Here is a 22,700-nt window from a genome sequence, read left to right on the forward strand (position 1 = left end):
GCCTGGCTGGCGATAGCCCTCTGGCGCTCTGATCGTCGCGACTCCATCCGTGAACGCCGGGCGGCTGCCACTCGCGAGTTCACGACGTTGCTTTCAGAGGGAGCCCGGGTTCTCGTGCGGTTTCGTGACTTCGGATACCTCGCCGAAGCCATGGGTCACGGTTCCGGTGCGCTGATGTCTCTGATCCACAGGCACCTGGAGTGGGACAGGGATGATGAGCGGGAGGACGAACAGCAGGCGAGGGCCGCTAACGTGCCATGGAAGCGCGAACTTAGGCTCGATCTCTCGGTAGAGGCTCGATCTCTCGGTAGAAGTGAGCGGGGTGATCTCTCGCTGGATGCGCGATCCCGCCTTTCGCTCCGACCTGACCGAGGTGGCACTCGTCAACGGTGAGGTCTTCATAGCGGAAGAGGACAATCGAATCATCTCGCCAAGCACACGGCGTGCCGCTGAGGACGAGATCCTGAGTGATCCACGCGAGTATCGGGAATGGCTGGCAGGAACGAGGCTGGCACCCAGCCGTATCCGCTGGCACAGGCTTCGCGACCGGCTCGCTGGCGAAGCTCGAGCGGGTTGACACTTGGTGAGCCGCTCAACCCTATCGCCACGAAGGATCACCTCGGCAACGATGAGATCGACGGTGACGACTGGCTACGCGAACGCACCACAGTTCCGCCCGAGGAGCGGGCAGTCATTGCGGGTGGCGGCGCTGCATGATCAACAAGGCGAGCAGTCGATGGTGGTTACTTTCTCATGTCACGATAGATCGCGTAGTCGCTCTACCCAATCGCGCAGCCGCGGGGTCACGCAGAGGGCGGCGTCGAAGTTGTTCTCGAGGATTGCGATGCCATCTCGTACCTTGCTGTAGCTGTCCAGCACTCCGGCGACTCGCTTTGAGGGAGCAGTTTCCGGCCCATTGTTGATTTGCTCAGCATCGCCGTTATGGGCAGCGATCATCTCCCGAAACGACTTAGCGGCGGACGAACTGCCAAGCACATTAGGCGATGCCGCACCAGCGGCAATGACGACAGTCTCGAACTCGTGAAGGGCGACGTACGGCCTGAACGTCGCGCTGTAGGGGAGGCTGTCGGCGATCGCTTGCTCGCGAGACTCGATGCAGGCAGGTTGTGCATGATGAGACACGCAGCTGCATTGAGGGGCGTCTGAGGGATATCCATAGAAGTCAAGGAGCGTCGTGACGAGAGACCAATGGGGTTGCGCGATGAGCGGCCGAAGCATTCGGTCGTAGTGATTCCAGCTTCCGCCGCCGCGCCGCGCCGTGCCGTCCGCGGCCCTGGACGTATGGACGACGATTGGTGTGAGCCAGGCAGAATCGCCTAAGTGCGGCTGCAGAATTTGGTTCACGAAGGCTTCCTCGGTTTGCCCTTCGACGAGGATGGCAATCGGCCGGTTCATGCGGAAGTCCCGGGGTGACGGAACGACAGACCACCGGGACGACCGCCGAGGAGATTCATTTCCCAGAGTTCGCCGAGAGAATAGTCAGCCAACCACTGTTCAAGCTTTCGGTGGTCGGGCCGACTTACGACGGTCCCCGTCGAGCTTCGCTCGACGACGGCAACTTCATCGAGGCCAAACTGTCCAAGCAACGTCACCGATTGCGTGGCGGCCATGATCCGATGGCCTTGACCGACGCCGCGAAAGAGCGCCGCGAGCTGGTGGATGGCAGCCGGGTGAAGGCCGAGCTCCGGCTCGTCGAGCACGATTGTCGCCGGTGGGCGCGGTTGTTGTAACAGGACTGCCAGGCAAATGAATCGAAGGGTGCCTGAGCTCAGAGCGCTGCCAGAGAAGACGTCGTCTATGCCCCGTTCGCGCCAGCGCAACAGCACGCTTTCTCCTTGCGGTCGAAGCACAAAGTCATCAAAGAACGGCGCTACGTTGCGGATAGACCTGAGCACTCGTTCATAATGCTGCGCATGATTCGACCGCATATCCAAGAGCACCGGCGCTATGTTGCGCGCGTCGTTGTGAAGCGCCTCGTAGTCGCCGATGTCTGATCGACGCAGGGGCGGTGCGTCTGGGCCGGTGTCGTCAAAGTGGAACACGCGACAGCCTGAAAGCACGTCCATCAGATAGGTCTGCGCACGATTCTCGTTCACAGTGCTTGCCAACTTGCTTTCGCGGCCCATCCCGAGTTGACGGTCGTATGGCTCGGGATAGATGGCGTTGTGCATGTATACGGTTTCGGCAAGAACCGCGGTGTCGTCCGATGCAGGGCTGAGTTGCATTCGGTAGCCATTCCGGAACTGCCCGTTCTGCGTTCCCCAAACCTTTATGGCGATGTCGTGAGTCGACTTGCCGTCAGGCGAGCGATGGACGAGTTGGGAGAATCCGCCACTCCTCAACACATGTGCGCCGAGTTTTTGGTCGACGGTGTATCCAAGGAGCTCGAAAGCCTCGACGAGATTGCTTTTTCCGGCGCCGTTAGCACCGATAAGCAGGGTCACGGCAGAGGAGAGATCTAGATTGAGTGACGCAATTGATCGATAGCCACGGATCTCGATTGAAGCAAGTGGTGCGACCAACGGTCACCTCCGGTGTTGATCAGCGTCTATTTCCTTGATCCTACGGTGGATGCCTCCAGCAGGGGGTCCGTTGTGTGTTTCAGGCCGTGCCTCATCGCTGTGGAGGGGGTGTCGAGGAGCAGAAGGTGGGGCCTACCTGTCCTGGGCCGGGCAGCAGGCCACCGCCCGAGCAGCAGACCGACACGCGTCGGCTCGGCGAGGCATCATGAGGCCAGCGAGCAGGGAGCCGTCGGCCCTCCACCGTAGACTCCCCGAATATGGACGAGTCGGCCGCCCTCAAGACAACCGCGGCACGCGCCGTCGAGACGGCCGACCGCGATCGCGTGCTGTGGTCCGATGCCGACCGCGAGTGGGCGAGCCGGGCGGCCGCGGCCATCGTGGGGGAGCGGGCGAGCGCCGACGAGTTCCTGAGTCGCCGCGCACAGCTCGTGCTCGAGCGCATCGGCACGCGCCAGCCCGCCGTGACGCGCACGGTGCGCGGCATCCGGTGGCGGCCGTGGGTGGGCGTCGTGACGGTGGTCGCCGCGTTTCTGCTCGGCCTGCTCATCGACCGCATCGGCGGCGGGTCGAGCATCAACCTGCTGGCGCCGCCGGTGTTCGCGCTCGTCGTGTGGAACCTCGTCGTGTACATCTGGCTGCTCGTGCGGCCGCTGGTGCTCGGGCGCCGTGCGGCCGGGCCGGTGCGGTCGTTCCTGATCCGCATCGCGTCGGTGCGAGGCGGAAACGGCGACAGCAACCGAGCGGATGCCTCGACCGCCGCCAGGCGCACCGTGCTCGCCGCGCTGCCCCGCGACTGGGCGCGCGTCGCCGCGCCGCTCTACGGAGCGCGCGCCGCACGCGTGCTGCACCTCGCTGCGGCGGCGACCGCGCTCGGCGTGATCGCCGGCCTCTACCTGCGCGGGCTCGCGTTCGAGTACCGCGCGTCGTGGGAGAGCACGTTCCTCGGTGCTGAGCAGGTGCGCGCCCTGCTCGCCGTGACGTTCGCGCCGGGGTCGTGGGTCACCGGCATCACGGTGCCAGGCGTCGCCGCGATCGAGGCGATCCGCGCGCCCGCGAGCGAGAACGCCGCGATATGGATGCACCTCATGGCCGCCACGGTCGCGCTCGTCGTCATCGTGCCGCGGCTCGTGCTCGCGCTCGCCTCGGGGCTCGTCGAGCGGCGCCGGGCCAAGCGTGTGGCGCTGCCGCTCGACGAGCCGTACTACCACCGGCTCGTCGCCGGGTGGGTGGGCGAGCCGGCGCGGGTGCGCGTCATCCCGTACAGCTACACCCTCACGCCCGAAGCGCGGGCCGGGCTCGAGGCCGTGCTTGCGCGGGCGTACGGCAACGCCGCCGCGACGATCGATGCGCCCGTTGCGTGGGGCGACGAGTGGTCGAGCCCGGCGACGGATGCCGCGGGCACGCCTGAGATCCGACTGCCGCTGTTCAGTCTCACGGCCACTCCGGAGGATGACGCGCATGGGGCGTTCCTCGCAGCATCCGGTGCCACGGTCGTGCTCGTCGACGAGTCGACCTTTCTCGCGCGCTGGGGCGACGACGCGCGGCGCCGCGAGGAGCGCCGTGCCGTGTGGCGCGAGCTGATCGAGGCGCGAGGCGTCGTTCCGGTGTTCGTCGACCTCGGCGACCCCGATCTGGCGGCGGCCGAGGCGCAACTCGCTGCCGCGGCATCCGCGCATGATGGCGGCGCCGCGAACGAGGCGAGGGGGCGGGCATGACCGACCATGCGGCATCCGACGGTCTCGATACGGCTGCTTCGCTGCCTACTCGACCACCGGTGGGCGGCCCTGGTCTCGATACGGCTGCTTCGCTGCCTACTCGACCACCGGTGCCCGGCCTCGACGCCGGCGCCGTCTCGCTCTCGCTCATCTCGCACACGAACGCGGGCAAGACGACGCTCGCGCGCACGCTGCTCGGGCGCGACGTCGGCGAGGTGCGCGATGCCCCGCACGTCACCGCCGAGGCGACGCCGTACCCGCTCGTGCAGACCTCCGAGGGCGACCTGCTCACGCTCTGGGACACCCCCGGCTTCGGCGACAGTGTGCGCCTCGCACGCCGGCTGCGTCAGAACCGCAACCCCATCGGCTGGTTCACGTCGCAGGTGTGGGACCGCTATCAGGATCGCGCGTTGTGGCTCAGCCAGCTCGCGGTGCGCAACGTCGCCGAGCAGGCCGACGTCGTGCTCTACCTCGTGAACGCGGCCGAGGTGCCCGCCGACGCCGGCTACCTCGCCCCCGAGCTCGAGGTGCTCGAGTACGTCGGCAAGCCCGTGCTCGTGCTGCTGAACCAGACCGGGCCACCGCGTGAGCGGGCGGCCGAAGAGGCGGATGCCGCGCGCTGGCGTGCCGCGCTCGGCCCCTCGACCAACGTGCGCGACGTGCTCGCCTTCGACGCCTTCGCCCGCTGCTGGGTGCAGGAGTTCACGCTGTTCGACGCGATCGAACCATTGGTTCCGGATGCCTCGGCGCCGGCGTTCGCCCGGTTGTCGGCGGCCTGGCGCGACCTCCGCATGGGCGAGTTCGACTCGTCGATGGCCGCGCTCGCCGGGCCGATCGCGCGGGCCGCCGCCGATCGCGTGACGCTGCCGGCCGAACCGCTCGCGAACCGCGTCACCGGCTCGCTCGGCCTCCCGAACGCGGCGCGGGCGAAGGCGCGATCGGATGCCACCGACGAAATGGCCGCTCGACTGCAGGCCGATCTGCGCGCGGGCATGGAGCGGCTCATCGCGATCCACCGGCTCGAGGGCCGCGCCGCCGACGAGGTGCTCGAGCGGGTGGCCGACGGCGTGCACCTCGATGCGCCGCTCGACGGCACCCGCACCGCAGCGCTCGGCGGGGTCGTCTCGGGGGCGCTCACCGGTCTCGGCGCCGACCTCATGGCGGGCGGTCTCACGTTCGGCGCCGGCATGGTCGCGGGCGCGATCATCGGCGCGCTCGGCGGCGCGGGCATCGCGCAGGGCGTCAACGTCGTGCGCGGTCGAACCGAGTCGAGCCTGCGGTGGGAGGAGGCGTTCCTCGACGGGCTCGTGACCTCGGCGCTGCTGCGCTACCTGGCGGTCGCGCACTACGGGCGCGGGCGGGGTGCGTGGCGAGAGGGAGAGTATCCGTCGCACTGGCGGCCGATGGTCGTCGATGCCGTCGTGGCCTCGCAAGATCGCCTTGCGTCGATCTGGAGTCGCCGCGGTGACGGCGAAGCGGCCGTGCAGCGCTCGCTCGAAGAGGTGCTGCGCATGCTCGGTCTCAAGCTGCTCGACGAGCTGTACCCCGGCGCGCTCGATGCACGGCGCAGCGAGTCGCCCGGGCGGTGAGCGCACGCCCGCCCCGCGGCATCCGCTCGCTCAGCCCTGCTGCTGCACCGGCCCCACATGCAGGAACTCGGCCGTGCTCTCGCAGGCCGGCACCGGCTTGCCCGTCGACACCGTGACGCCCGTGAAGCTGTGCGGCGGGTACACGAGGTAGTCGCTGCCCTGCACGACGGGGCAGTCGTCGAGTGGGCCGCCGTCGGGATCGATGTTCACGGCGTTGAGGGCAGCGGCGACGGATGCCCCGGGCTCGAGGGTGAGCGTCGGCGGGTCGTCGTCGCCCAGACGACCGGCGGCCTCGCCGATCTGCACGCCCGAAGCGTCGACCACTGAGACGCCGGGCGCCCCGCGCAGCTCGCACGAGTCGCTGCCGGTGTTGGTGAAGACGACGCTGTAGTCGAGCGAGCCGGCGCCGGAATCGACGTACAGCACCGCGACCTCGAGCGCATCGTCGGTGCACTGCCCGGCGGGAGCGTCGGGATCGACGCTCGCCGAGGGGCTGGGCGACGCAGGCGCAGACGCGGTCGGACTCGGTGTCGTGCTGGTGGCGGGAGGGGTGGTCGGTGTCGCGCCGCCGGTGCCGCAGCCGGTGAGCAGCACCGCCAGGGCGGCCGCCGCGGCCGCTGCCATGACGGCGGACGCAGGCGAAACGGTGAGGGTCGATCGAGCGGTGAGTCGAGTCACGGGCTCAGGCTACGACCGACGCACCGGGCAGCGGCAGGTGGCTCGCCGACATCCGTCACGACCACTGCCGGCGGGGGCGTATCAGGAGTAATCTCCGCACATGAAGCACTTCTTCGTGCCGGCAGTGCATCAGGTCATCGTCGACCTGGCCGATGCGAGCGTGCGTGCCGGCTCCGACGCGGAACTGTTCGCGGCACCTGCGAACACGGGACTCGGTACGGCCGTTCTGCCGCTCATCGCGCTCGCCGCATCCCTGACCGCCGCGGTCTGCGTCGGCACGCTCATCGTCGCGTGGCTGCGCAAGCCCGAGCCGAAGCAGTGTGACACTGAACGGACCGGTGGTACACTTGGCCCATGCCGACGACCCGACCGCGGTTCCAGGTGACTGAGACGCCTGAGATCGAGCGTGCTCTCCGTGTTGCCGAACGTGCTTGGCCAGAGGCGAGCCGAAGTGAACGGGTGCTCCGTCTATTCCAAGCCGGCGCTGATGCCCTCGACGCAGGCAGTGCCGCGCGTCGGGCACGCCGCGCGGCGGCCATCGAGTTCACGGCGGGCAGCCTCAGCGCGGAGTACGAGCCCGGCTACCTCGACCTCCTGCGCAGCGAGTGGCCCGAATGATCGTGCTCGATGCCAGCGTCGCCATTTCGCACTTCGCTGCGCACGACACACACCACGAGGCGGCGACCGCCTTCTTGGCCTCCCACCTCGATGATGAGTTCGTGATGCACACGATCACCCTCACCGAGGTGCTCGTCGGCCCGATTCGCGCGCGACGCGAGGCGTTCGCCGAGCAACAGCTCGCACAGCTCGGCATCGCCGAGTGGAGGCCACCGGCTGGTGGAGCCGCACGCCTTGCGCGCCTCCGCGTCGAGACCGGCCTGAAACTCCCAGACTGCTGCGTGCTCGACGCGGCGATGTCGCTCGGCGCTCCACTGGTGACCTTCGACGTCGCGCTCCAACAGGCGGCGCGTCGCGTCGGCCTCGGCGCGATCGAGATCTGAGCGGTCAGCGGCACGCGGTCAGTGGTCAGTGGTCAGTCCGGCGGGATGTTCTGATTCAACCGGAAGAGGTTGCCCGGGTCGTATGTGCGTTTGAGCGCCTTCAATCGGTCGTACTTCTCTGACCCGTAGGCCTCGCGGATGCGTTGCTCGCCCTCTTCCATGAGGAAGTTCACGTACACGCTCGTGTGGAACGGCTTCAGCGCCGACCAGAAGTCGCGCACCCACTCGCGTTCGGCATCGAAGCCCTCGGCACCCTGGGTGGCCGCGTTGATGTTGAAGGTGTGCCCGACGCTGCGCCCGTTGAACGCCGTGTCGTCCTCGCCGACCCTGGCCACGGCCCCGCCCATCTGCCAGATGGGAAAGCTCGTGAGCGGCGACTGGATGCGCCTCGTGTGCTCGACGGTGATGTCGATGACCTCGTCGCTCAACTCGGCGACGTCGCACGAGCGGAAGTAGTACCACCGGCCGGGCGGGAACGACGGGTCGAACATCGACTGGTGCTCGAGAAAGGGCTTCGGCTCGCACAGGTCGAGCACCGGCGAACCGAACCGCTTGAGCGGGCGCACGACCCGCTCGCCCTCTTCGACCGGCCCCGTGTAGCAGCAGATCACGCCGACGATGAGCTTGCCGTGCAGCTCGGGCGGAACGTAGGGCAGCGGCGGCGCCTTGCGGTGCATCACGATCGTCATCAGCTCGTCGGGCGCGTCGGCGATCCAGTCGCGGTAGAAGCGCAGCACCTGCGGAGACTGCTCGATCGGCCAGAAGACGGGGCCCGCGACGACGGTCGGGCCGACCTCGTGCAGCTTGAAGTCGAAGGCGGTGACGATGCCGAAGTTGCCGCCGCCGCCGCGCACGCCCCAGAAGAGCTCGGCGTTCTCGGTCTCGTTCGCGACGACTCGCTCGCCCTCGGCGGTGATGAGGTCGACCGACGACAGCTGGTCGATGGTCAGGCCGTGCTTGCGCATGATCCACCCGATGCCGCCGCCGAGCGTGAGGCCGGCGACGCCGGTGTGCGTGACGATGCCGCTCGGCACCGCGAGCCCCGACGGTTGGGTGGCGCGATCGAGGTCACCGAGCAATGCGCCGGCCTGCACACGCACCGTTCGCGCCTCGGGGTCGACGGCGACCCCGTTCATCGGAGCCAGGTCGATCACGATTCCGTCGTCGCACACCGAGAGGCCGGGAAAGCTGTGCCCGCCGCCGCGAACGGCGACGGGCAAGCCCGTGCGGCGGGCGAACCGGAGCGCCGCACCGATGTCGTCGCTGCCGACGCATCGCGCGATGACGGCGGGGCGGCGATCGATCGAGCCGTTCCAGACCCTGCGGTGCTCGTCGTAGGTGCCGTCTTCCGGCCGCACCAGTTCGCCAGCGAACCCCGACTCCAGTTCGCTGAGCGCGGCTGCGTCGACCGCCACGGTCATGCCGCAAAGCTACTCCTCGCGTCGCGCGCGCGCCATCACCGGTCGACGCAGGGCTCAGGGGCGCTCGTTGCGAGCAACGAGCGCCGCCTGGATCGCGTCGAGCAGCTCGGGCGCGTGCTCGGACACGGTCTGCCAGAGCCGCGCGTTGTCGAGCCCCGCGTAGTTGTGTGCGGCGATGTTGCGCGTCGCCCGCAGGCCGTCGCGCGCGACTGCAGGGAGAGAGGCGGCGATGTCATCGGGCAGTTGTCGATTCACGAGATCTGCGAGGTGGATGACAGCGAGCATTCCGATGTCGTAGGCGTCGGAATCGGCACTGATGAACTCGTCACGCCCGTCGCGTGTCGCTCGAGTGAGACGATCGCGCAACCTTGCGACCTCGCCGGTCAGCCGTTCGACGGCGCGGGGGCGCAACGCGGCACCGGCACCGCTGCCGGGTGCGTTGTCGGGTGTGCGAGGCGTCGGTGGCGTGCGGGCGGTGAACCTATCGCGCGGCGTGCCGCTGAGAGGCAATCCGCTCACAGCGGCACCGCTTCGCGGCGAATCGAGCGCACTATCGGGTCGGTATCGTCGTCGACGACGGCGTCGACCGGAAATCCGAGGAGGTCCGACACCTCTTGGCGAAAGGCAGCGAGCGTCAGGAAATCGACGGAGGGCGAGGCGTCGACGAGCAGGTCGATGTCGCTCTCAGCGGTGTCGGTGCCGTGGGCGGCCGAGCCGAAGACGCGGATGTCGCTCACGCCGTACTTCGGCGCGAGCTCGAGGATCCGATCGGCGAACAACTCGAGCGGTATCGACGGGCGCATGCGTGCGGCCCCGAGGATGCGGGCGAGGAGCTCTGCACTCGGCTTCCGCGTGCCGGCCTCGATCGCCGCGAGGTTCGGCTGCTTCACGCCGGCCAGGGCTGCGAGTGCACGCTGCGAGATGCCGGCGTCTTCGCGCGCACGTCGCACGAGTGTCGCCCCGTCGGAGTCGCGTGAGTCCATGAGGTGAGTATATCGCGTTGATATCATCGAGCCCCTCGTGCGGTGATCGGGTTCGGCGGGCGCCACGCCGCGCTCGTCGCCGCACAGGTCGCCGCCATGGAACGCTTCGCGACCGGTTGGACGATCTGGTACTACTGCCGCGCAGACGGCGGCGGCTACTGCGCGATGGATGCCGCGGGCAACGCCGCTCCCGGAAACGAACCCGCGTTCGGCCCGTACGCACGTGCGATCGCGGGTGTGCCCGGCGCCGAGCACTTCGACGCCACGAGCGGTGAGTACACCGTGAGCTACACGGCCGGCGCCGGCTCGAGCGAGATCTGGGTGCCGACGTCGACGTACGCGCAGACCCCGCAGATCACGGTCACGGGCGGCAAGGCGCACTACAACGCGAAGAAGCAGACGCTGCGCATCACGGCGAAGCCGGGCTCGGCGGTCGCGGTGACGGTGCAGTAGCACGGAGGACCCATCGGTCCGGATGCTGGACGAGACGCCATCGACACCCGCCACGCGGGGGTGGACGGCGTCTCGTCCTGTATCCGGATTGGGACCCGCCCCTTCTGCAAGCTCGGACCGGTGACGATCACGCCCCCATGTCGTCGTGGCTCACGACGCGGCTGAGTTCGATCTCGCCGCCGGGCAGCATCCAGTAGTGCAGGCGCCGGGCGGCGGGCGTGTTCTGCTCGATCGCGACGCGCATGCAGTACGCGCCGTCGGCGCGCGTGACGTCGGGGGAGCCGCCCGCGTCGGCACTGCGCAGGCGATGGGCGTCTCGCCCCGGCATGCGCTCCGCGCGGCTGGTCAGCACGTCGACGGCGGCCTTCATCGCCTTGCGGAACTGGCCCGCGTCGAGCGCGAGCATCGCGACGGCCGTGTTCGAGTTCGACGATGCGCGCCCGCGCCTGCTGCAGCGAGAGTTGCGTCTGCTGCAGGGCGGCGCCGGCGCGCGGGGCGGGCGCGGAAGGCGCGGCCGGTGCGGCAGAGCCCGGTGCGGCCGCGGCAAGCGGGCCGGTCGGCGTCGGGCCGGGCGAGAAGGGTGCGGTTGCGGTTGCGCCGGTCAGCATCGGGGTGGGGGATGTCTCGGGGCCCGAGGCATCCCGAACCTGACGCGGCCCGGGGCCGGGCAAGGGGCGAGCTGTCTCGACGGGCTGGGTGTCGACAGGCAGAGTCCCGACTGGTTGGGTCTCGACGAGCTCGACCACCGGAGGGGCTGGCTCGACCGGCACACGGGCGGGCGCGGGCGCCGGGCGCGGGGTGTCGCGCGGCATCGAGCGGCCCTCTTCGAGCCAGGGCGGGCCGCCGTCGACGAGTGCCAGCGGCGCCGCGACGGGCTCTTCGTCGTCGACGTCGCTGAGCCGCAGGTGCAGCGCCTCGCCCGCGAGGTGCACCACGCGCGCGCGCACCACCTCGCCCTCGCTGAGCAACAGGTCGAGGGTGTCGAGGGGGTTCGGCGAGACATCCGCTCGGCGCACCTCGAGCGCGAACCGTGGATGCAGCGACAGTCGCGCGACTCCGCCGCCGGGCGCGACGTGGTCGACGAGCGCGAGCGTGACACCGCCGTGCGCGAAGGCGGCGGCGACCTCGGCCGTTGTCGGAGTGTGCGTGTCGAGGATGAGCCGATGCGTGTCTTCGTCGAGCGTCGCGGTGACGGTCTGGCCGACGGCGAGGGTCCATTCGAGCGGGGTCGGCGGCGCCGTCAGCTCGGCGCACACCGTGGCGAGGCCGCCGTCGTCGAGTCGCACGATGGCACGCGTGCCGTCGGCGATGAAGCCCGGCACCGCCGTAAACCTGCGTGCGCGGCGGCAGCAGCTCTTCGACGGCGCGCGACAGGTCGCCGGTCGGCAGCAGCACGAGCTCGGCGAGGTCGCCGGCCTCTTGGGCGATGCGCTCGACATCGAGCGGAAAGGCGAGCGGATGCCCCGCACTCGCGAACTCCGACGAGAGCACGACGATCGGGCGCTCACGTCGGGGATCGAGGATTCGCTCGGCTACAGCCGTCGCCTGCGTCGCGTTCGACACCGCCTCGGGGTGCACTCCGGTGTCGCCGTGTGCAGGGGTCGGCGAGCTCATTCGCGTCCTTCCGATCGGGGAGGAAGAATTCGGGTGGGAGCCAGCGTACGGGGATTCGCCGGCATCGTGCGCGAGGCGTCAGCCGTGGCTCATTCGCCGCACCAGCTCACGCAGCTCAGGGAAGCTCCGGATCACGGTGACCCAGAGGGCGTGAGCGTCGACGCGGTCGTAGTGGTGGACGACGACGTCACGATTTCGTGCGGCCTGCGACCAGAGCGGATCGTCGAAGCGCGAAGGATCTACGCTCGCCAATCGCTTGGCGAGCTCTCCGACCCGGTTCGACAGTGCCTCGAAGGCGAGCGGTAGCGCCGGGTCGCGGTCGAATTCCTCACGCCCACGCGCAGCGAGCGTGGCGGCGTCGTCGAGAGTGGTCGCCAGGTCGATCAACCAACGGTCGATCCGGTCGTCGGAGTTCACAGCTCGATCGCCGAATCGAGTACGTCGCGATCGTGCTCGGGGTCGAGCGATCGCTTCGAGACCACGTCGACGGGGCGTTCGAACAGCGCCTCCAGGTCGAGTTCGAATTGCGCGAGGTCGAACAGTGATGCGTCGTCGTTTGGAGTGACGAGCAGGTCGATGTCGCTCGACGCGGTTTCCTCGCCCCGCGCCACCGAGCCGAAGACCTGCACCAAAGCGATGCGGTTCGCTCGAGCGAGGCGTGCAATGAGCGTTCGGCGTCGACGGAGTTCGTCGAGCGCGGGCGTGCGGCTCCCGCTCCCCGGCAGGCCGACCGACGGGTCGAAGTCGGCCCGTCGGGACGCGAATTGCGCGTACGGCATCAGCACTGCCTCGGGGCGTCGATGCGAGCCGATCACGATCGGCTCCGCATCGGGCCGATCGCGGAACTCGCGCAACACACTGGAAAGGCCGGCACGTGCCTCGGCCACTGGCACGACCTGCGCGGACTCTGCTGGAAGTGCGTTGGTCATGCCACGAGTCTACCGAAGATGTACATGAATCTGTACATGTTTCGCGGGTAGCCTGCCGGAGCGGGTCTCGTGGATGTATGCGCTCGAGGCGATCGAGTATCTACTCCGAGGGCGGTTCTGCTCGAGCGCCCGTTCGAGCTCGCTCGATTCGGGAATGGATGCCGCGCGGCATCCGCTCGGCCTACTCGTCGTGCAGGCGCAGCACGCCCTCGGGGTCGCGCACGACGACCCGGGGGCGGCCGTCGGGCGCCGGCCCGACGATGCCCGGCGTGTCGGCGAACACGCGCTTCGGCCCGTCGCCGACCCGCGTCACTTCAGAGAAGTCGAGCACGAGGCATCCGTCGTCGTTGATCATCGGGGTGAGACGCGTGAGCACCTCTTCGGCGCCCGAGAAGAAGATCTCGCCGCGCAGCATCGCGACCGTGTCGGTGCCCTCGCGCGTGAGCGAGCCGATCGGCGAGAGGGGTGCGCCGCGGTGCTGCAGCAAGTGCAGGCCGTGCCGCTGCGACAGCAGTTCGAGGGTCGCGACGCCGCGCACGCTGTTGCCGCGTTCGTCGAGACGCGGACTGAACGTGCCGATGCCGAACTGGCCGGGCTGCACCGCGGCGATGCCGCCGCCGACGCCGCTCTTGGCGGGCAGCCCCACTCGCACGAGCCACTCGCCCGAGGCGTCGTACATGCCGCAGCTCGTCATGACCGACATGGTCCAGCGGGCGGCGTCTTCGCTGATGACGCGCTCGCCGGTCACCGGATTCACGCCGCCCGTCGCGAGGGTCGCCGCCATGAGGGCGAGGTCGCGCGCGTTGACGGTGAGCGAGCACTGGCGAAAATAGGCGGTCGTCGCGACATCCACCCCCGAACCGAGCGTGCCGGCCGAGCGCGTCAGGTAGGCGAGCGCGCGATTGCGATCGCCGGTGGATGCCTCGGACGCGAACACGTCTTCGTCGACCTCGAGCTCGCGGCCCGCGAACCGTGAGAGCCCCGCCTGCACGGCGGTGAACTTCTCGTTCGCGGTGTCGCCGAGCATGAGCGAGGTCGTCACGATGGCCCCCGCGTTGATCATCGGGTTCAGCGGGCGACCGGATGCCTCCTCGAGACTGATCGCGTTGAAGGGCTCGCCGCTCGGCTCGAGGCCGACGTGCCGGGTCACCTCCACGAGGCCGAGCGCGTCGACCGCGAGGGCGAACACGAACGGCTTCGACACCGATTGGATCGTGAAGCGCGTCTCGCAGTCGCCGGCCTCGTGCACGACGCCGTGGGTGCTCGCGAGTGCCGCGCCGAGGGGTTCGGGATCGACGGTCGCGAGCTCGGGGATGTAGGAGGCGACCGCGCCGTCGTTCAGCGGGCGCACGTCGTCGAGCACCGAGGCGAGCATCTGTCGAACCGGATCCCGCAGTTGGGCGGCCATGGGGTCAGCTTAGGAGGTCGGGGGCGGTGGGCTCCAGAGGGTGGGGGCGGGTTGGGGGTTCGGGGGGTGTTCGGGGGTGGTCGACTACTCCTCCACAGGCGGCGAAGGTCGCCAGTTATCCACCGGCTGACCTGCGGTTTCATCGCTCGGAGCAATGTCGGTGGGTGGTGGCAGAGTGAGGGTATGGCAGGCACCCGCGACGCAGAGATCGAGACGCTCGATGCGTGTCCCGATGCGACGCTCGATGCGTGTCTTGACGCGGTCGCGGCGATGTTGGCAGGAGTGCTCGCGAGTGCCGCGCCGCGGGGGCTGGGTGATGATGAACTCCTCAGCGCGATGGGCGCGCTGGAGCGCGTCGGCCGGTTGCTCGACGCGCACCGGGCCGGGTACGCGGGCGAGGTCGCCGAACGCTCCCGGGTCGAACTCGGCAGCGAGCGGCTCTCGGCCCGCAAGGGGTGCCGCGGGCCGGGCGAACTCATCGAACGGGTCACGCAGGTCTCCGGGGCCGAAGCCCGCCGCCGGGTGCTCGTCGGGGCGGCAGCGCGGGCGAGAACCTCGTTGACCGGGGACCCGATGCCGGCCGCGTACCCCCACCTGGCCGCAGCTCTTGCGACGGGTGCGGTCGGGCTCGATGCGGCGCACATGATCGTGCGAGAGCTGGGCCGGGTCGGCTCCCTTCCGCATGTCGACCCTTTCGACGTCGAGATCGCCGAGCAATACCTGATCGAGACGGCGACCGGCTCTGGAGACGGTGCTCCGGTGCGGGCCACGGCCGACGAGGTGCGCGTGCACGCCCAAGCCTGGGCGTACCGTCTCGATCAAGACGGGCCCGAACCAGACGACGAGCGTGCGATGCGGCGCCGGGGGCTGCGCCTGGGCCGGGCACGCGACGGGCTCATCCCGGTCACCGGGGAGCTGATGCCCGAGATCGCCGCGGGGCTGACCCGCCTCTTCGATGCCCATCTCGCCCCGCGCTCGGGTGGCGGGTTCATGACCGAAGAGCAAGCGGCCCTCGTCGCTGCGACGGGTGAGCAGCGCAGCGCTGATCAGCAGCGGCACGACGTGCTCGCCGCGATCATCACGACCGCGGCTCGCTCGGGCGAGCACCCCACGATCGGTGGCGCAGCCCCGACCGTGCTCGTGAGCGTGCGCAGTGCTGACCTCACCGACGTGCAAGGCGACCCGCCGAGCGCCCGGCGGGGCGTGGGGCGTGGCGTCGGTCATGCCGACGGGGTCGAGATCCCGGTGTCGATGCGAGCGGTGAAGCAGCTCATGTGCACGGGCGGCGTCCAGCGTGTCGTGTTCGACGGCAACGGGCGCATCATCGAGCTCGGCTCGCCCGAACGGTGCTTCACCCCGCAGCAACGCCGGGCCATCACCCTGCGCGACGGGGGCTGCATCATCCCGGGCTGCACCGTGCCCGCCTCGTGGTGCGAAATTCACCATGTCATTCCCGACGCCGACGGCGGGCCCACGCACCCCGACAACGGGGTGCTCGTGTGCTGGTTCCACCACCGCACGATCGACACCTCGGGGTGGGGCATCCGCATGATCCGCGGCTTCCCGCACGTTAGACCGCCCGCATGGCTCGATCCGACCGGGCGATGGCGGCCGGCCACGAAATCACCCACCCGGCTCGCCGACCGACTCGACGACCGACTCGACGAGCGACCACCCGAACGAGCGACCGCCTGACGGCGGGCGACTCGACGAGCGACCACCCGAACGAGCCACCGCCTGACGGCGGCGACTCGACGAGCTCAGCGGCCGGGAGGCGCAGTGACCAGTGGTGGTCGGGGGCGGACCGCCCTCGGCTGCGCGCTGGGCCGGAACGCCTGGTCAGCGCGAGAGCGAGACCCCGAGCGAGGCGAGCACGCCGAACACCGTGCCCCAGAGCACGATCGAGACGGTCTGCCACACGATCACGGTGTTGCGGTTCGCGCCGAACGAGACCATCGCGGCCGAGGTGAACTGGCTCGGCAGGATCGCCGGGCCGACGAGGCTCACGCCGGCGACGCCGTACTTGTCGAACACGCGGCGCAGCTTCTCGCGGCGGGGCGACTCGGCGGGCGCGGTGCTGAGAGTGTCGACGGCGGTGTCGCCGGTGGTGGCATCGCCGACGGTGGCCGTGCCGATGGCGGCCGTGCGGGCGGTAGCCGTGCCGGCGGTAGTCGTGCCTGCGACGGGAGTGGGTGCGGCGGTCCTGCCCGCAGTGGCGGCGCCTGCCTTGGCCTTGCCCGCGACGACCTTGCCGCGCACGCCGTGCGCCGTCATCACGAAGATCAGCATCGAGGCGATGTTGCCGACCACGGCGGCACCGATCGCGACGGCGGTCGGCAGGCCGATCAGCACCCCGATGACCGCGCCGAAGTACGAGTCCACGAACGGGATCGCCCCGACGAGCACCACCCCGAACCACTGGAGGAAGGAGGGGAGGGAAGCGGCGAAGTCCTGCAGGGCGTCGATCATGACGAGTCCTTTCGAAGGGAGTCGGAGGCGCGGGAGTCGGAAGCTCGGGAGTGGGAAGCACTGTCGGGCCGGATGACCTGGTTCAATCCTTCGCGGCCGGGCCCGATGGCGGCAGTGCCGCGATGTCAGGCGATCCCGTGGGATTCCGCACGCCGGGGCATGACAAATGTCACTGGCCTAGGCTCGAACCCATGCCCGCCGAACCCGCCCGCAGTGTGCAGACCACATGGCTGTACACGCTCGGGTCGATCGTCTTCTTCTTCGGATTCCTCGACCTCATCGTCGTGCTGACGATGCTCGAGACGTTGCTGCGCACGGGCGATCCGATGAACGCCGTGCTCGTCGTGCTGGCCGTCGTCGCCTCGGCGACCCAGCTGCGGTACTGCTGGTTCCTGCGCGTGGGCCGCGGCGGGGGACTGCCGCACCCCGGGTGGACGGCCGCGCTCGTGGCACCCGCGGCGGTCGTGTGGGTGCTCGGCCTCATCGCTCCGGGCAATGCGCTCGCGGCCGCGATGCCGTTGTGGGCCGCGGCATCCCTCATCGCATGCCTGCTGCCGAAGCCGCAGCGCCGACTCGTGCTGCTCATCGGCATCGTGACGGTCGTCGCGCTCCCGCTGCTCGCGAGGGCCCTGACCGGCGCAGCGGTCGAGTTCGACCGCTCGTCCGAGACGTGGATGATCGGCCTCTTCGCCGCGATGCTGCCGGTCATGCTGCTCACGAGCATGTGGTGGTGGGAGGTCGTGGTGCAGCTCGACCGGCACCGTCGCACCGCGGCCGAGCTCGCCGTGACGCAGGAGCGGCTGCGGTTCGCCTCCGACCTGCACGACATCCAGGGGCACCACCTGCAGGTCATCTCGCTGAAGTCCGAGCTCGCCGAGCGCATGCTCGAGATCGACCCGACCGCCGCCCGCGAACTCGTGCACGAGACCCGCCTGATCGCGAAACAGGCGCTCGAAGAGACGCGCTCGCTCGTCGCCGGGTACCGTCAGGTCGCCTTCGACGACGAGCTCGAGAACGCTCGCGAGGTGCTCACCGCCTCCGGCGCCGAGTGCACGCTGCGGCTCGCATCGCTGCCGGCCGACCCACTCGTGCAGAGCGCCCTCGCCTCGGTCGTGCGCGAGTCGACGACGAACATCCTGCGACACAGCGAGGCGACGACGGTGACGATCGAGCTGACCACGACGGCCGAGGGCACGGTGCTCACGATCGCGAACGACGGGGTGTCGGTGCCGGATGCCGCGGCGCCCGGGCCTGCCGCACCCGGCGTCGGGTCGCGCGCCCCGGGTTCGGGGTTGACCGGCCTGCGCGAGCGGCTCGCCGCCGTGGGCGGCTCGCTCGAGGCGTCGACGGATGCCTCGGGCACCCGCTTCGAGCTGCGGGCCACCGTGCCCGTGGGTGCTCGGGTGACGGCGTGAGCGGGGGCGACGGGCACGGCGCTGAGACGGGCGCGCGCGGCATCCGTCTGCTGATCGCCGACGATGAGCACCTCATTCGCGGCGCGCTCGTGGCGCTCTTGAACCTCGAGCCCGACATCGAGGTCGTCGCGAGCGCCGACAACGGGGTGACGGCGTACGAGCAGGCGGTCGCGAGCCGGCCCGACGTGTGCCTGCTCGACCTCGAGATGCCCCGCGCCGACGGGCTCGAAGCGGCTGCGCGCATCCTCGCGGAGGTGCCGACGCGCGTCGTGATCGTGACCCGGCATGCGCGCCCCGGCGTGCTGCGGCGCGCACTCGCGTCGAAGGTCTCGGGGTTCGTGCCGAAGTCGACTCCCGCCGAAGACCTCGCGCACGTCATCCGCGACGTCGCAGCGGGTCGCCGATACATCGACCCCGAGATCGCGGCCACCGCGCTCACGGCCGAACGCTGCCCACTCACCGACCGCGAGCTCGACGCACTGCGCCACAGCCGCTCGACGACGAACGTGCAGCAGATCGCCGAGCGGTTGCACCTCGCGCAGGGCACCGTGCGCAACTACCTCTCGTCGGCGATGACGAAGCTCGACGCCTCGTCGCGGCACGAGGCCGCCGAGAAGGCGTGGCAGCAGGGCTGGATCTGAGCGCTGCGCAAGCGGCGCCTGCGCTGCGCCTGCGCCCGCGGTCACCGGTGGTCAGCCGTCGAGCACGTCGAGGTCGACCACGATCTCGTCGCCCTCGCCGATGCCCTCGGCCTTCAGCACCGCCTTCTTGAGCGGCAGCGCGTAGGTCTCGCCGCCCGGGAAGATCGAGGTGCTCCACGTCGTGCCGCCGACCGTCGCGACCACGCGAACGGAGTCGAAGCCACGCGGCATCCGCGGCTGGTCGGCGATGTCGGCGCTCGGTTCGGGCGGAACGTCGACGAAGAACCAGTTGCGGCGCGCAGCCCATTCGTAGACCTCGGCGGTGAAGCGGATGCGCATGTCGCGATCGTACTCGCGCTCGCGCCTGCGGGGCCTGCGCCTGGGCCGGGGCGGCCCGTCTGAGGTGGGGCGGCCGCGTCTGAGGTAGGGCGGTTCGTCTGAGGCGGCCGGCGCCCGTCTGAGGTAGCGGATCGCGCCGAAGATGAGGCACTTGCCCGATACGAAGGCCCTGCCTCAGCGAGGAATCTGGACTCAGCGGCCACACCGGCCGAGAAACTTCGAAGGGATCGGAATCATGAACCTCGCATACGGATACGTCGCCCAGACGCTGCAGAAGCACGACGAGTTCGAGGCGGCCCGCGTCAACGAGCGGCGCCGCAACGCCGCCGACCGCCGGGCCTTCGAGGCCGAGCGGGCCGACGGCAAGCGCGGCCTGGCCGGCCGATTCGCCGAGTGGCGCCAGGGGCGCTCGCGGCAGCGGGTGCACGGGCTTCCGGTCGCGCACTGACCGGCCGACAGGTCGAGCCCGACACGTGCATCCCGTGAGAACAGCCATCGTCGTTCGCCCAGCGCGCCCGCGTGGGAGCATGGGGGCGTGACCGCGCCCGTATCGAGCCCCACCATGATCGGTCGGGCCGTCGACCTCGACGACATGTCGGCCGCGCTCGACGACAGCCTCGGCGGATCGCCCCGCGGCATCGTGGTCGCCGGCGAGGCCGGCATCGGCAAGAGTCGCTTGCTCGACGAGTTTCTCGCCGCCGTGCCGAGCGACGCGCTCGTCGTCACCGGGCAGTGCGTCGACATCGGCTCGGTCGGCACGCCGTTCGGCTCGGTTCGCAAGGCGCTGCGCGGCCTGGTGGCCGCGCTCGGCCCCGAGAAGGTGGCGGATGCCGCGGGGTACAGCGTCTCGGCGCTCGCGGCGATCCTGCCCGAGCTCGGCGTCGAGGCACGCCCGATCGCCGAGAGCAGCACCGACGAACTCATCGACGCGATCGGCACGACCATCGAGTCCATCGCGACCGAGCGTGCGCTCGTGTTCGTGCTCGAAGACGTGCACTGGGCCGATGCCGCGACGCTCGCGCTGCTCAAGGCGCTTCCGCGCCTGCTGACCACCGGGCGGGTGCTCGTGGTGCTCACGGTGCGCTCCGACGACGTCGACGAGGGGCATCCGATCTGCCCCGTGCTCGCCGAGATGGAGCGGTCACGGGCGGTGATGCGCATCGACGTGCGCCGACTCGACCGCGACCAGGTCGCCGAGCAGATGCGCGCGATCCTCGGCGCCGACCCGCTGCAGCAGACGGTCGACCGGGTGTACGCCCGCAGCGGCGGGGTGCCCTTCTTCGTCGAAGAGCTCGTGCTGCTCGGCGACGACGAACTGCCGACCTCGCTCCGCGGCGTGCTGCTCACGCGATACGACACCCTCGAGCCGGGTACGCGAGAACTGCTCCGCGTGCTCGCAGCGGGCGGAGCGGTCGTGCCCGACGCGGTGCTCGCCGCCGTGCACGACGTGCCCGCCGAGCAGTTGGACCACGATCTGCGTGCGGCGCTTACGGCATACATGGTCACCGCGACATCCGACGGCTATGCCTTTCGGCACGCGCTGGTGCGCGAGGCGCTGCGCGACGACCTGCTGCCGCGAGAGTCCGTGCGCGTGCACACCCGCTACGCGGAGGCGCTCGAGGCGACGGGCACGGCGTCGGCGGCCGACGTCGCCTCGCACTGGATCGCGGCCCGTGACGCGTCGCGTGCACTCGACGCGTCGCTCGCGGCGATGGGCGAGGCCCGCCAGACCCTCGCGACCGTGGCCATCGCGGAGTTCGGCGAGCAGTGCCTCTCGCTCTGGGATCAGGTGCCGGATGCCGCGGAGCGCGCTGGGCGCGATCGGGCGGCACTGCTGCTCGAAGTCGCCGACGCGCACTGGAACAGCGCAGAGGTCGAACGCGCGCTCCAACGATGCAACGATGCGCTCGCGGCGTGCGATCGCGCTGATGTCGTGCTCCGCGCTCGCGCACTGACCCTCAAGGGCCGCGTCATGACCGAGTTGGGAATGCTCGGCAGCCGGGAGATCCTGCTCGAGGCGGTCGCGCTGCTCGATGAGTGGCACCCCGAAGAGGTCGAGCAGCGCGCCCGCATCAACGTCTGGGTCGGCGCACTGTGTTCGAACGACGGCGACACCGCGCAGGCGATGACGTACATGCGGCGGGCGGTGCAACTCGTCGGGCAGGTCACCCCCGGAGCGACGCGCGCGTCGACCGAAGCGCTGCTCGGCCGGCTGCTCGTGCTCGCAGGCGAGGTCGATGAGGGATTCGCACTGTTCGAGTCGGGGCGTCGCGCCGAGTGGGGGGAGTCGACCGATCGCTACCGCTGGGTGTCGGCCGTCACCGACGTCTACCTGCAACTCGGCCGCTACGACGAGGTGATCGACCTCGTCGATGACGCGGTCGAGGCGAGCCGCATCTCGGGCCGCGAGCGCATGTGGGGCACGGCGGTCGCCGCCAACGCCGTGCAGGCGATGTACGAACGCGGCGAGTTCGAGCAGGCCGATGAGCTCTTGCGGCACGGGCGCGCTCTCGGGTTGTCGCCGATGGTCGACGTCTTCAGTCAAGAGCTGCTCGTGCAATCCCTCGTCTGGCGCGACGACGCCGCCGGGGCGGAGGCCGAGATCGAAGGCAAGCGCGAACTGCTCGGGCGATTCGCTGAGACCGACGCGCAGAGCCGGGTCGCGCAGGCCCTGATCTTCGGGTGGTCGGCCTTCGTGCTGGGCGATCTCGGTGGCGCGTGGGATGCGGTGACCGCCGTGCCGCGAGCCGAAATCGTGGGGCTGCCGGGCGCGGGCATGCAGGCGCTCGTGCTCACGGCGGCGGTGCTCACCGCCCGTCGTTCGCGTGGCGGCGAGCCGTCGGAAGCGGATGCCGCTGCGATCATCGCGAGCATTCGTGCCACGTTCGACCAACTGCCCGACTGGGACACGGTGCCGCGTTGGCGCGCCGTGTTCGAAGCCGAGGTGACCGAGGCCGCCGGAGGATCGGCGGGCGTCGGCAGCGACCCTGCGGCGTGGGCGGCGGCCGCGGCTGCGATCGACCATCCGACGATCCCGGTGTACGTGCTGCCCTATGTACTGCTGCGGCAGGCGCAGGCCGAGCATGCGGTCGGCGATCGAACCTCCGCCGGGCAGACGGCTTCCCGCGCGGTGCGTGCGGGCGAGGCATCCGGTGTCGTGCTCTTCGCGCGCCTCGCCCGCGAATTCAGTGAGCGGGCGGGGCTGGGCATCGGGCGCGGCGCCCGTGCCGGTGGTGGGGAAGGCGGGGTCGTTGCCGACCTCACCGAGCGCGAGGCGCAAGTGCTCGATCTCGTCGCCGAAGGGCTCTCGAACGGGCAGATCGGCGAACGGCTCTTCATCTCGACGAAGACGGCGAGCGTGCACGTCTCGGCCATTCTGCGCAAGCTCGGCGTCTCGTCGCGCACCGAGGCGGCCGTGGTCGCCGAGCGGTCGCGATCGGCGCGATCGGCCCACCCGGCGGCCGGCTCGGTCGAGGGCGAGAACTGAGTCGCGCCCCGCGGA

General features: G+C 70.0%; 24 protein-coding genes. 12 read left to right on the forward strand and 12 right to left on the reverse strand.

Annotation, left to right across the window (positions count from 1 at the left end; translation table 11 throughout):
- Positions 1-322 precede the first annotated feature (322 nt).
- Positions 323-577, forward strand: a complete 255-nt coding sequence (locus ACWGST_RS05985; RefSeq protein ID WP_452045743.1) for a hypothetical protein — start codon at positions 323-325, stop codon at positions 575-577.
- Positions 578-756: 179 nt separating this feature from the next.
- Here the strand turns inward: ACWGST_RS05985 and ACWGST_RS05990 are convergent, their stop codons facing one another.
- Both ACWGST_RS05990 and ACWGST_RS05995 read right to left on the reverse strand, forming a co-directional pair.
- The gene (locus tag ACWGST_RS05990; RefSeq protein WP_452045744.1) at positions 757-1,416 is read right to left on the reverse strand and encodes a DUF4276 family protein; all 660 of its coding nucleotides are present in this window, start codon (positions 1,414-1,416) and stop codon (positions 757-759) included.
- Complete coding sequence (locus ACWGST_RS05995) at positions 1,413-2,543, reverse strand: AAA family ATPase (protein WP_452045745.1); 1,131 nt, start codon at positions 2,541-2,543, stop codon at positions 1,413-1,415. The genes ACWGST_RS05990 and ACWGST_RS05995 overlap by 4 nt, the downstream gene beginning before the upstream one ends.
- A gap of 257 nt (positions 2,544-2,800) precedes the next feature.
- Between ACWGST_RS05995 and ACWGST_RS06000 the strand changes: the two genes are divergently transcribed.
- Together ACWGST_RS06000 and ACWGST_RS06005 are read left to right on the forward strand one after the other, a co-directional pair.
- Complete coding sequence (locus tag ACWGST_RS06000) at positions 2,801-4,258, forward strand: DUF2868 domain-containing protein (protein WP_452045746.1); 1,458 nt, start codon at positions 2,801-2,803, stop codon at positions 4,256-4,258.
- Positions 4,255-5,847, forward strand: a complete 1,593-nt coding sequence (locus tag ACWGST_RS06005) for a DUF3482 domain-containing protein (RefSeq protein ID WP_452045747.1) — start codon at positions 4,255-4,257, stop codon at positions 5,845-5,847. The genes ACWGST_RS06000 and ACWGST_RS06005 overlap by 4 nt, the downstream gene beginning before the upstream one ends.
- A gap of 30 nt (positions 5,848-5,877) precedes the next feature.
- On the opposite strand, the gene ACWGST_RS06010 is transcribed toward ACWGST_RS06005, so the two are convergent.
- Complete coding sequence (locus ACWGST_RS06010; RefSeq protein ID WP_452045748.1) at positions 5,878-6,525, reverse strand: DUF4232 domain-containing protein; 648 nt, start codon at positions 6,523-6,525, stop codon at positions 5,878-5,880.
- A gap of 100 nt (positions 6,526-6,625) precedes the next feature.
- Here ACWGST_RS06010 and ACWGST_RS06015 point away from each other — a divergent pair, with 100 nt between their 5' ends.
- From ACWGST_RS06015 to ACWGST_RS06025, 3 genes are all read left to right on the forward strand, one after another.
- Positions 6,626-6,910, forward strand: coding sequence for a hypothetical protein (locus ACWGST_RS06015; RefSeq protein WP_452045749.1), 285 nt, complete (start codon positions 6,626-6,628; stop codon positions 6,908-6,910).
- 74 nt (positions 6,911-6,984) lie between these two features.
- The gene (locus ACWGST_RS06020) at positions 6,985-7,143 is read left to right on the forward strand and encodes a hypothetical protein (protein WP_452045750.1); all 159 of its coding nucleotides are present in this window, start codon (positions 6,985-6,987) and stop codon (positions 7,141-7,143) included.
- The gene (locus ACWGST_RS06025; protein WP_452045751.1) at positions 7,140-7,526 is read left to right on the forward strand and encodes a type II toxin-antitoxin system VapC family toxin; all 387 of its coding nucleotides are present in this window, start codon (positions 7,140-7,142) and stop codon (positions 7,524-7,526) included. Before ACWGST_RS06020 ends, ACWGST_RS06025 begins: the two co-directional genes overlap by 4 nt.
- Before the next feature lie 32 nt (positions 7,527-7,558).
- Here the strand turns inward: ACWGST_RS06025 and ACWGST_RS06030 are convergent, their stop codons facing one another.
- Genes ACWGST_RS06030 through ACWGST_RS06040 form a run of 3 tightly spaced genes read right to left on the reverse strand, consistent with a single transcriptional unit; the run spans position 7,559 to position 9,930 of the window.
- The gene (locus tag ACWGST_RS06030; RefSeq protein WP_452045752.1) at positions 7,559-8,947 is read right to left on the reverse strand and encodes an FAD-binding oxidoreductase; all 1,389 of its coding nucleotides are present in this window, start codon (positions 8,945-8,947) and stop codon (positions 7,559-7,561) included.
- A gap of 54 nt (positions 8,948-9,001) precedes the next feature.
- A complete protein-coding gene (locus ACWGST_RS06035) occupies positions 9,002-9,466 on the reverse strand; it encodes a HepT-like ribonuclease domain-containing protein (RefSeq protein ID WP_452045753.1) in 465 nt (154 codons plus the stop codon).
- Positions 9,463-9,930 (reverse strand): helix-turn-helix domain-containing protein, encoded by a 468-nt coding sequence (locus ACWGST_RS06040; RefSeq protein WP_452045754.1) that lies wholly within the window; start codon positions 9,928-9,930, stop codon positions 9,463-9,465. The genes ACWGST_RS06035 and ACWGST_RS06040 overlap by 4 nt, the downstream gene beginning before the upstream one ends.
- A gap of 42 nt (positions 9,931-9,972) precedes the next feature.
- On the opposite strand from ACWGST_RS06040, the gene ACWGST_RS06045 reads away from it, so the two are divergent.
- A complete protein-coding gene (locus ACWGST_RS06045; protein ID WP_452045755.1) occupies positions 9,973-10,383 on the forward strand; it encodes a hypothetical protein in 411 nt (136 codons plus the stop codon).
- A gap of 127 nt (positions 10,384-10,510) precedes the next feature.
- Here the strand turns inward: ACWGST_RS06045 and ACWGST_RS06050 are convergent, their stop codons facing one another.
- From ACWGST_RS06050 to glsA, 4 genes are all read right to left on the reverse strand, one after another.
- On the reverse strand, positions 10,511-10,789 hold the full coding sequence (locus tag ACWGST_RS06050) for a hypothetical protein (RefSeq protein ID WP_452045756.1): 279 nt from the start codon (positions 10,787-10,789) through the stop codon (positions 10,511-10,513).
- Between the two features lie 1,286 nt (positions 10,790-12,075).
- Positions 12,076-12,414, reverse strand: coding sequence for a HepT-like ribonuclease domain-containing protein (locus ACWGST_RS06055; RefSeq protein ID WP_452045757.1), 339 nt, complete (start codon positions 12,412-12,414; stop codon positions 12,076-12,078).
- Complete coding sequence (locus ACWGST_RS06060; protein ID WP_452045758.1) at positions 12,411-12,926, reverse strand: nucleotidyltransferase domain-containing protein; 516 nt, start codon at positions 12,924-12,926, stop codon at positions 12,411-12,413. Before ACWGST_RS06060 ends, ACWGST_RS06055 begins: the two co-directional genes overlap by 4 nt.
- Positions 12,927-13,107: 181 nt before the next feature.
- Positions 13,108-14,334 (reverse strand): glutaminase A, encoded by a 1,227-nt coding sequence (glsA, locus tag ACWGST_RS06065; RefSeq protein WP_452045759.1) that lies wholly within the window; start codon positions 14,332-14,334, stop codon positions 13,108-13,110.
- Between the two features lie 183 nt (positions 14,335-14,517).
- Between glsA and ACWGST_RS06070 the strand changes: the two genes are divergently transcribed.
- A complete protein-coding gene (locus ACWGST_RS06070) occupies positions 14,518-16,029 on the forward strand; it encodes a DUF222 domain-containing protein (RefSeq protein WP_452045760.1) in 1,512 nt (503 codons plus the stop codon).
- A gap of 144 nt (positions 16,030-16,173) precedes the next feature.
- Here the strand turns inward: ACWGST_RS06070 and ACWGST_RS06075 are convergent, their stop codons facing one another.
- Positions 16,174-16,803, reverse strand: coding sequence for a hypothetical protein (locus ACWGST_RS06075; protein ID WP_452045761.1), 630 nt, complete (start codon positions 16,801-16,803; stop codon positions 16,174-16,176).
- A gap of 191 nt (positions 16,804-16,994) precedes the next feature.
- Between ACWGST_RS06075 and ACWGST_RS06080 the strand changes: the two genes are divergently transcribed.
- Together ACWGST_RS06080 and ACWGST_RS06085 are read left to right on the forward strand one after the other, a co-directional pair.
- On the forward strand, positions 16,995-18,218 hold the full coding sequence (locus tag ACWGST_RS06080; protein WP_452045762.1) for a sensor histidine kinase: 1,224 nt from the start codon (positions 16,995-16,997) through the stop codon (positions 18,216-18,218).
- The gene (locus ACWGST_RS06085) at positions 18,215-18,859 is read left to right on the forward strand and encodes a response regulator transcription factor (protein ID WP_452045763.1); all 645 of its coding nucleotides are present in this window, start codon (positions 18,215-18,217) and stop codon (positions 18,857-18,859) included. Before ACWGST_RS06080 ends, ACWGST_RS06085 begins: the two co-directional genes overlap by 4 nt.
- Positions 18,860-18,910: 51 nt before the next feature.
- Here the strand turns inward: ACWGST_RS06085 and ACWGST_RS06090 are convergent, their stop codons facing one another.
- Positions 18,911-19,198, reverse strand: a complete 288-nt coding sequence (locus ACWGST_RS06090; RefSeq protein ID WP_452045764.1) for a DUF1905 domain-containing protein — start codon at positions 19,196-19,198, stop codon at positions 18,911-18,913.
- 235 nt (positions 19,199-19,433) lie between these two features.
- Here ACWGST_RS06090 and ACWGST_RS06095 point away from each other — a divergent pair, with 235 nt between their 5' ends.
- Positions 19,434-19,646 (forward strand): hypothetical protein, encoded by a 213-nt coding sequence (locus ACWGST_RS06095; RefSeq protein WP_452045765.1) that lies wholly within the window; start codon positions 19,434-19,436, stop codon positions 19,644-19,646.
- Between the two features lie 87 nt (positions 19,647-19,733).
- Complete coding sequence (locus ACWGST_RS06100) at positions 19,734-22,685, forward strand: helix-turn-helix transcriptional regulator (RefSeq protein ID WP_452045766.1); 2,952 nt, start codon at positions 19,734-19,736, stop codon at positions 22,683-22,685.
- Positions 22,686-22,700: the final 15 nt, after the last annotated feature.

The sequence above is a fragment of the Agromyces sp. NPDC055520 genome (assembly GCF_053619715.1).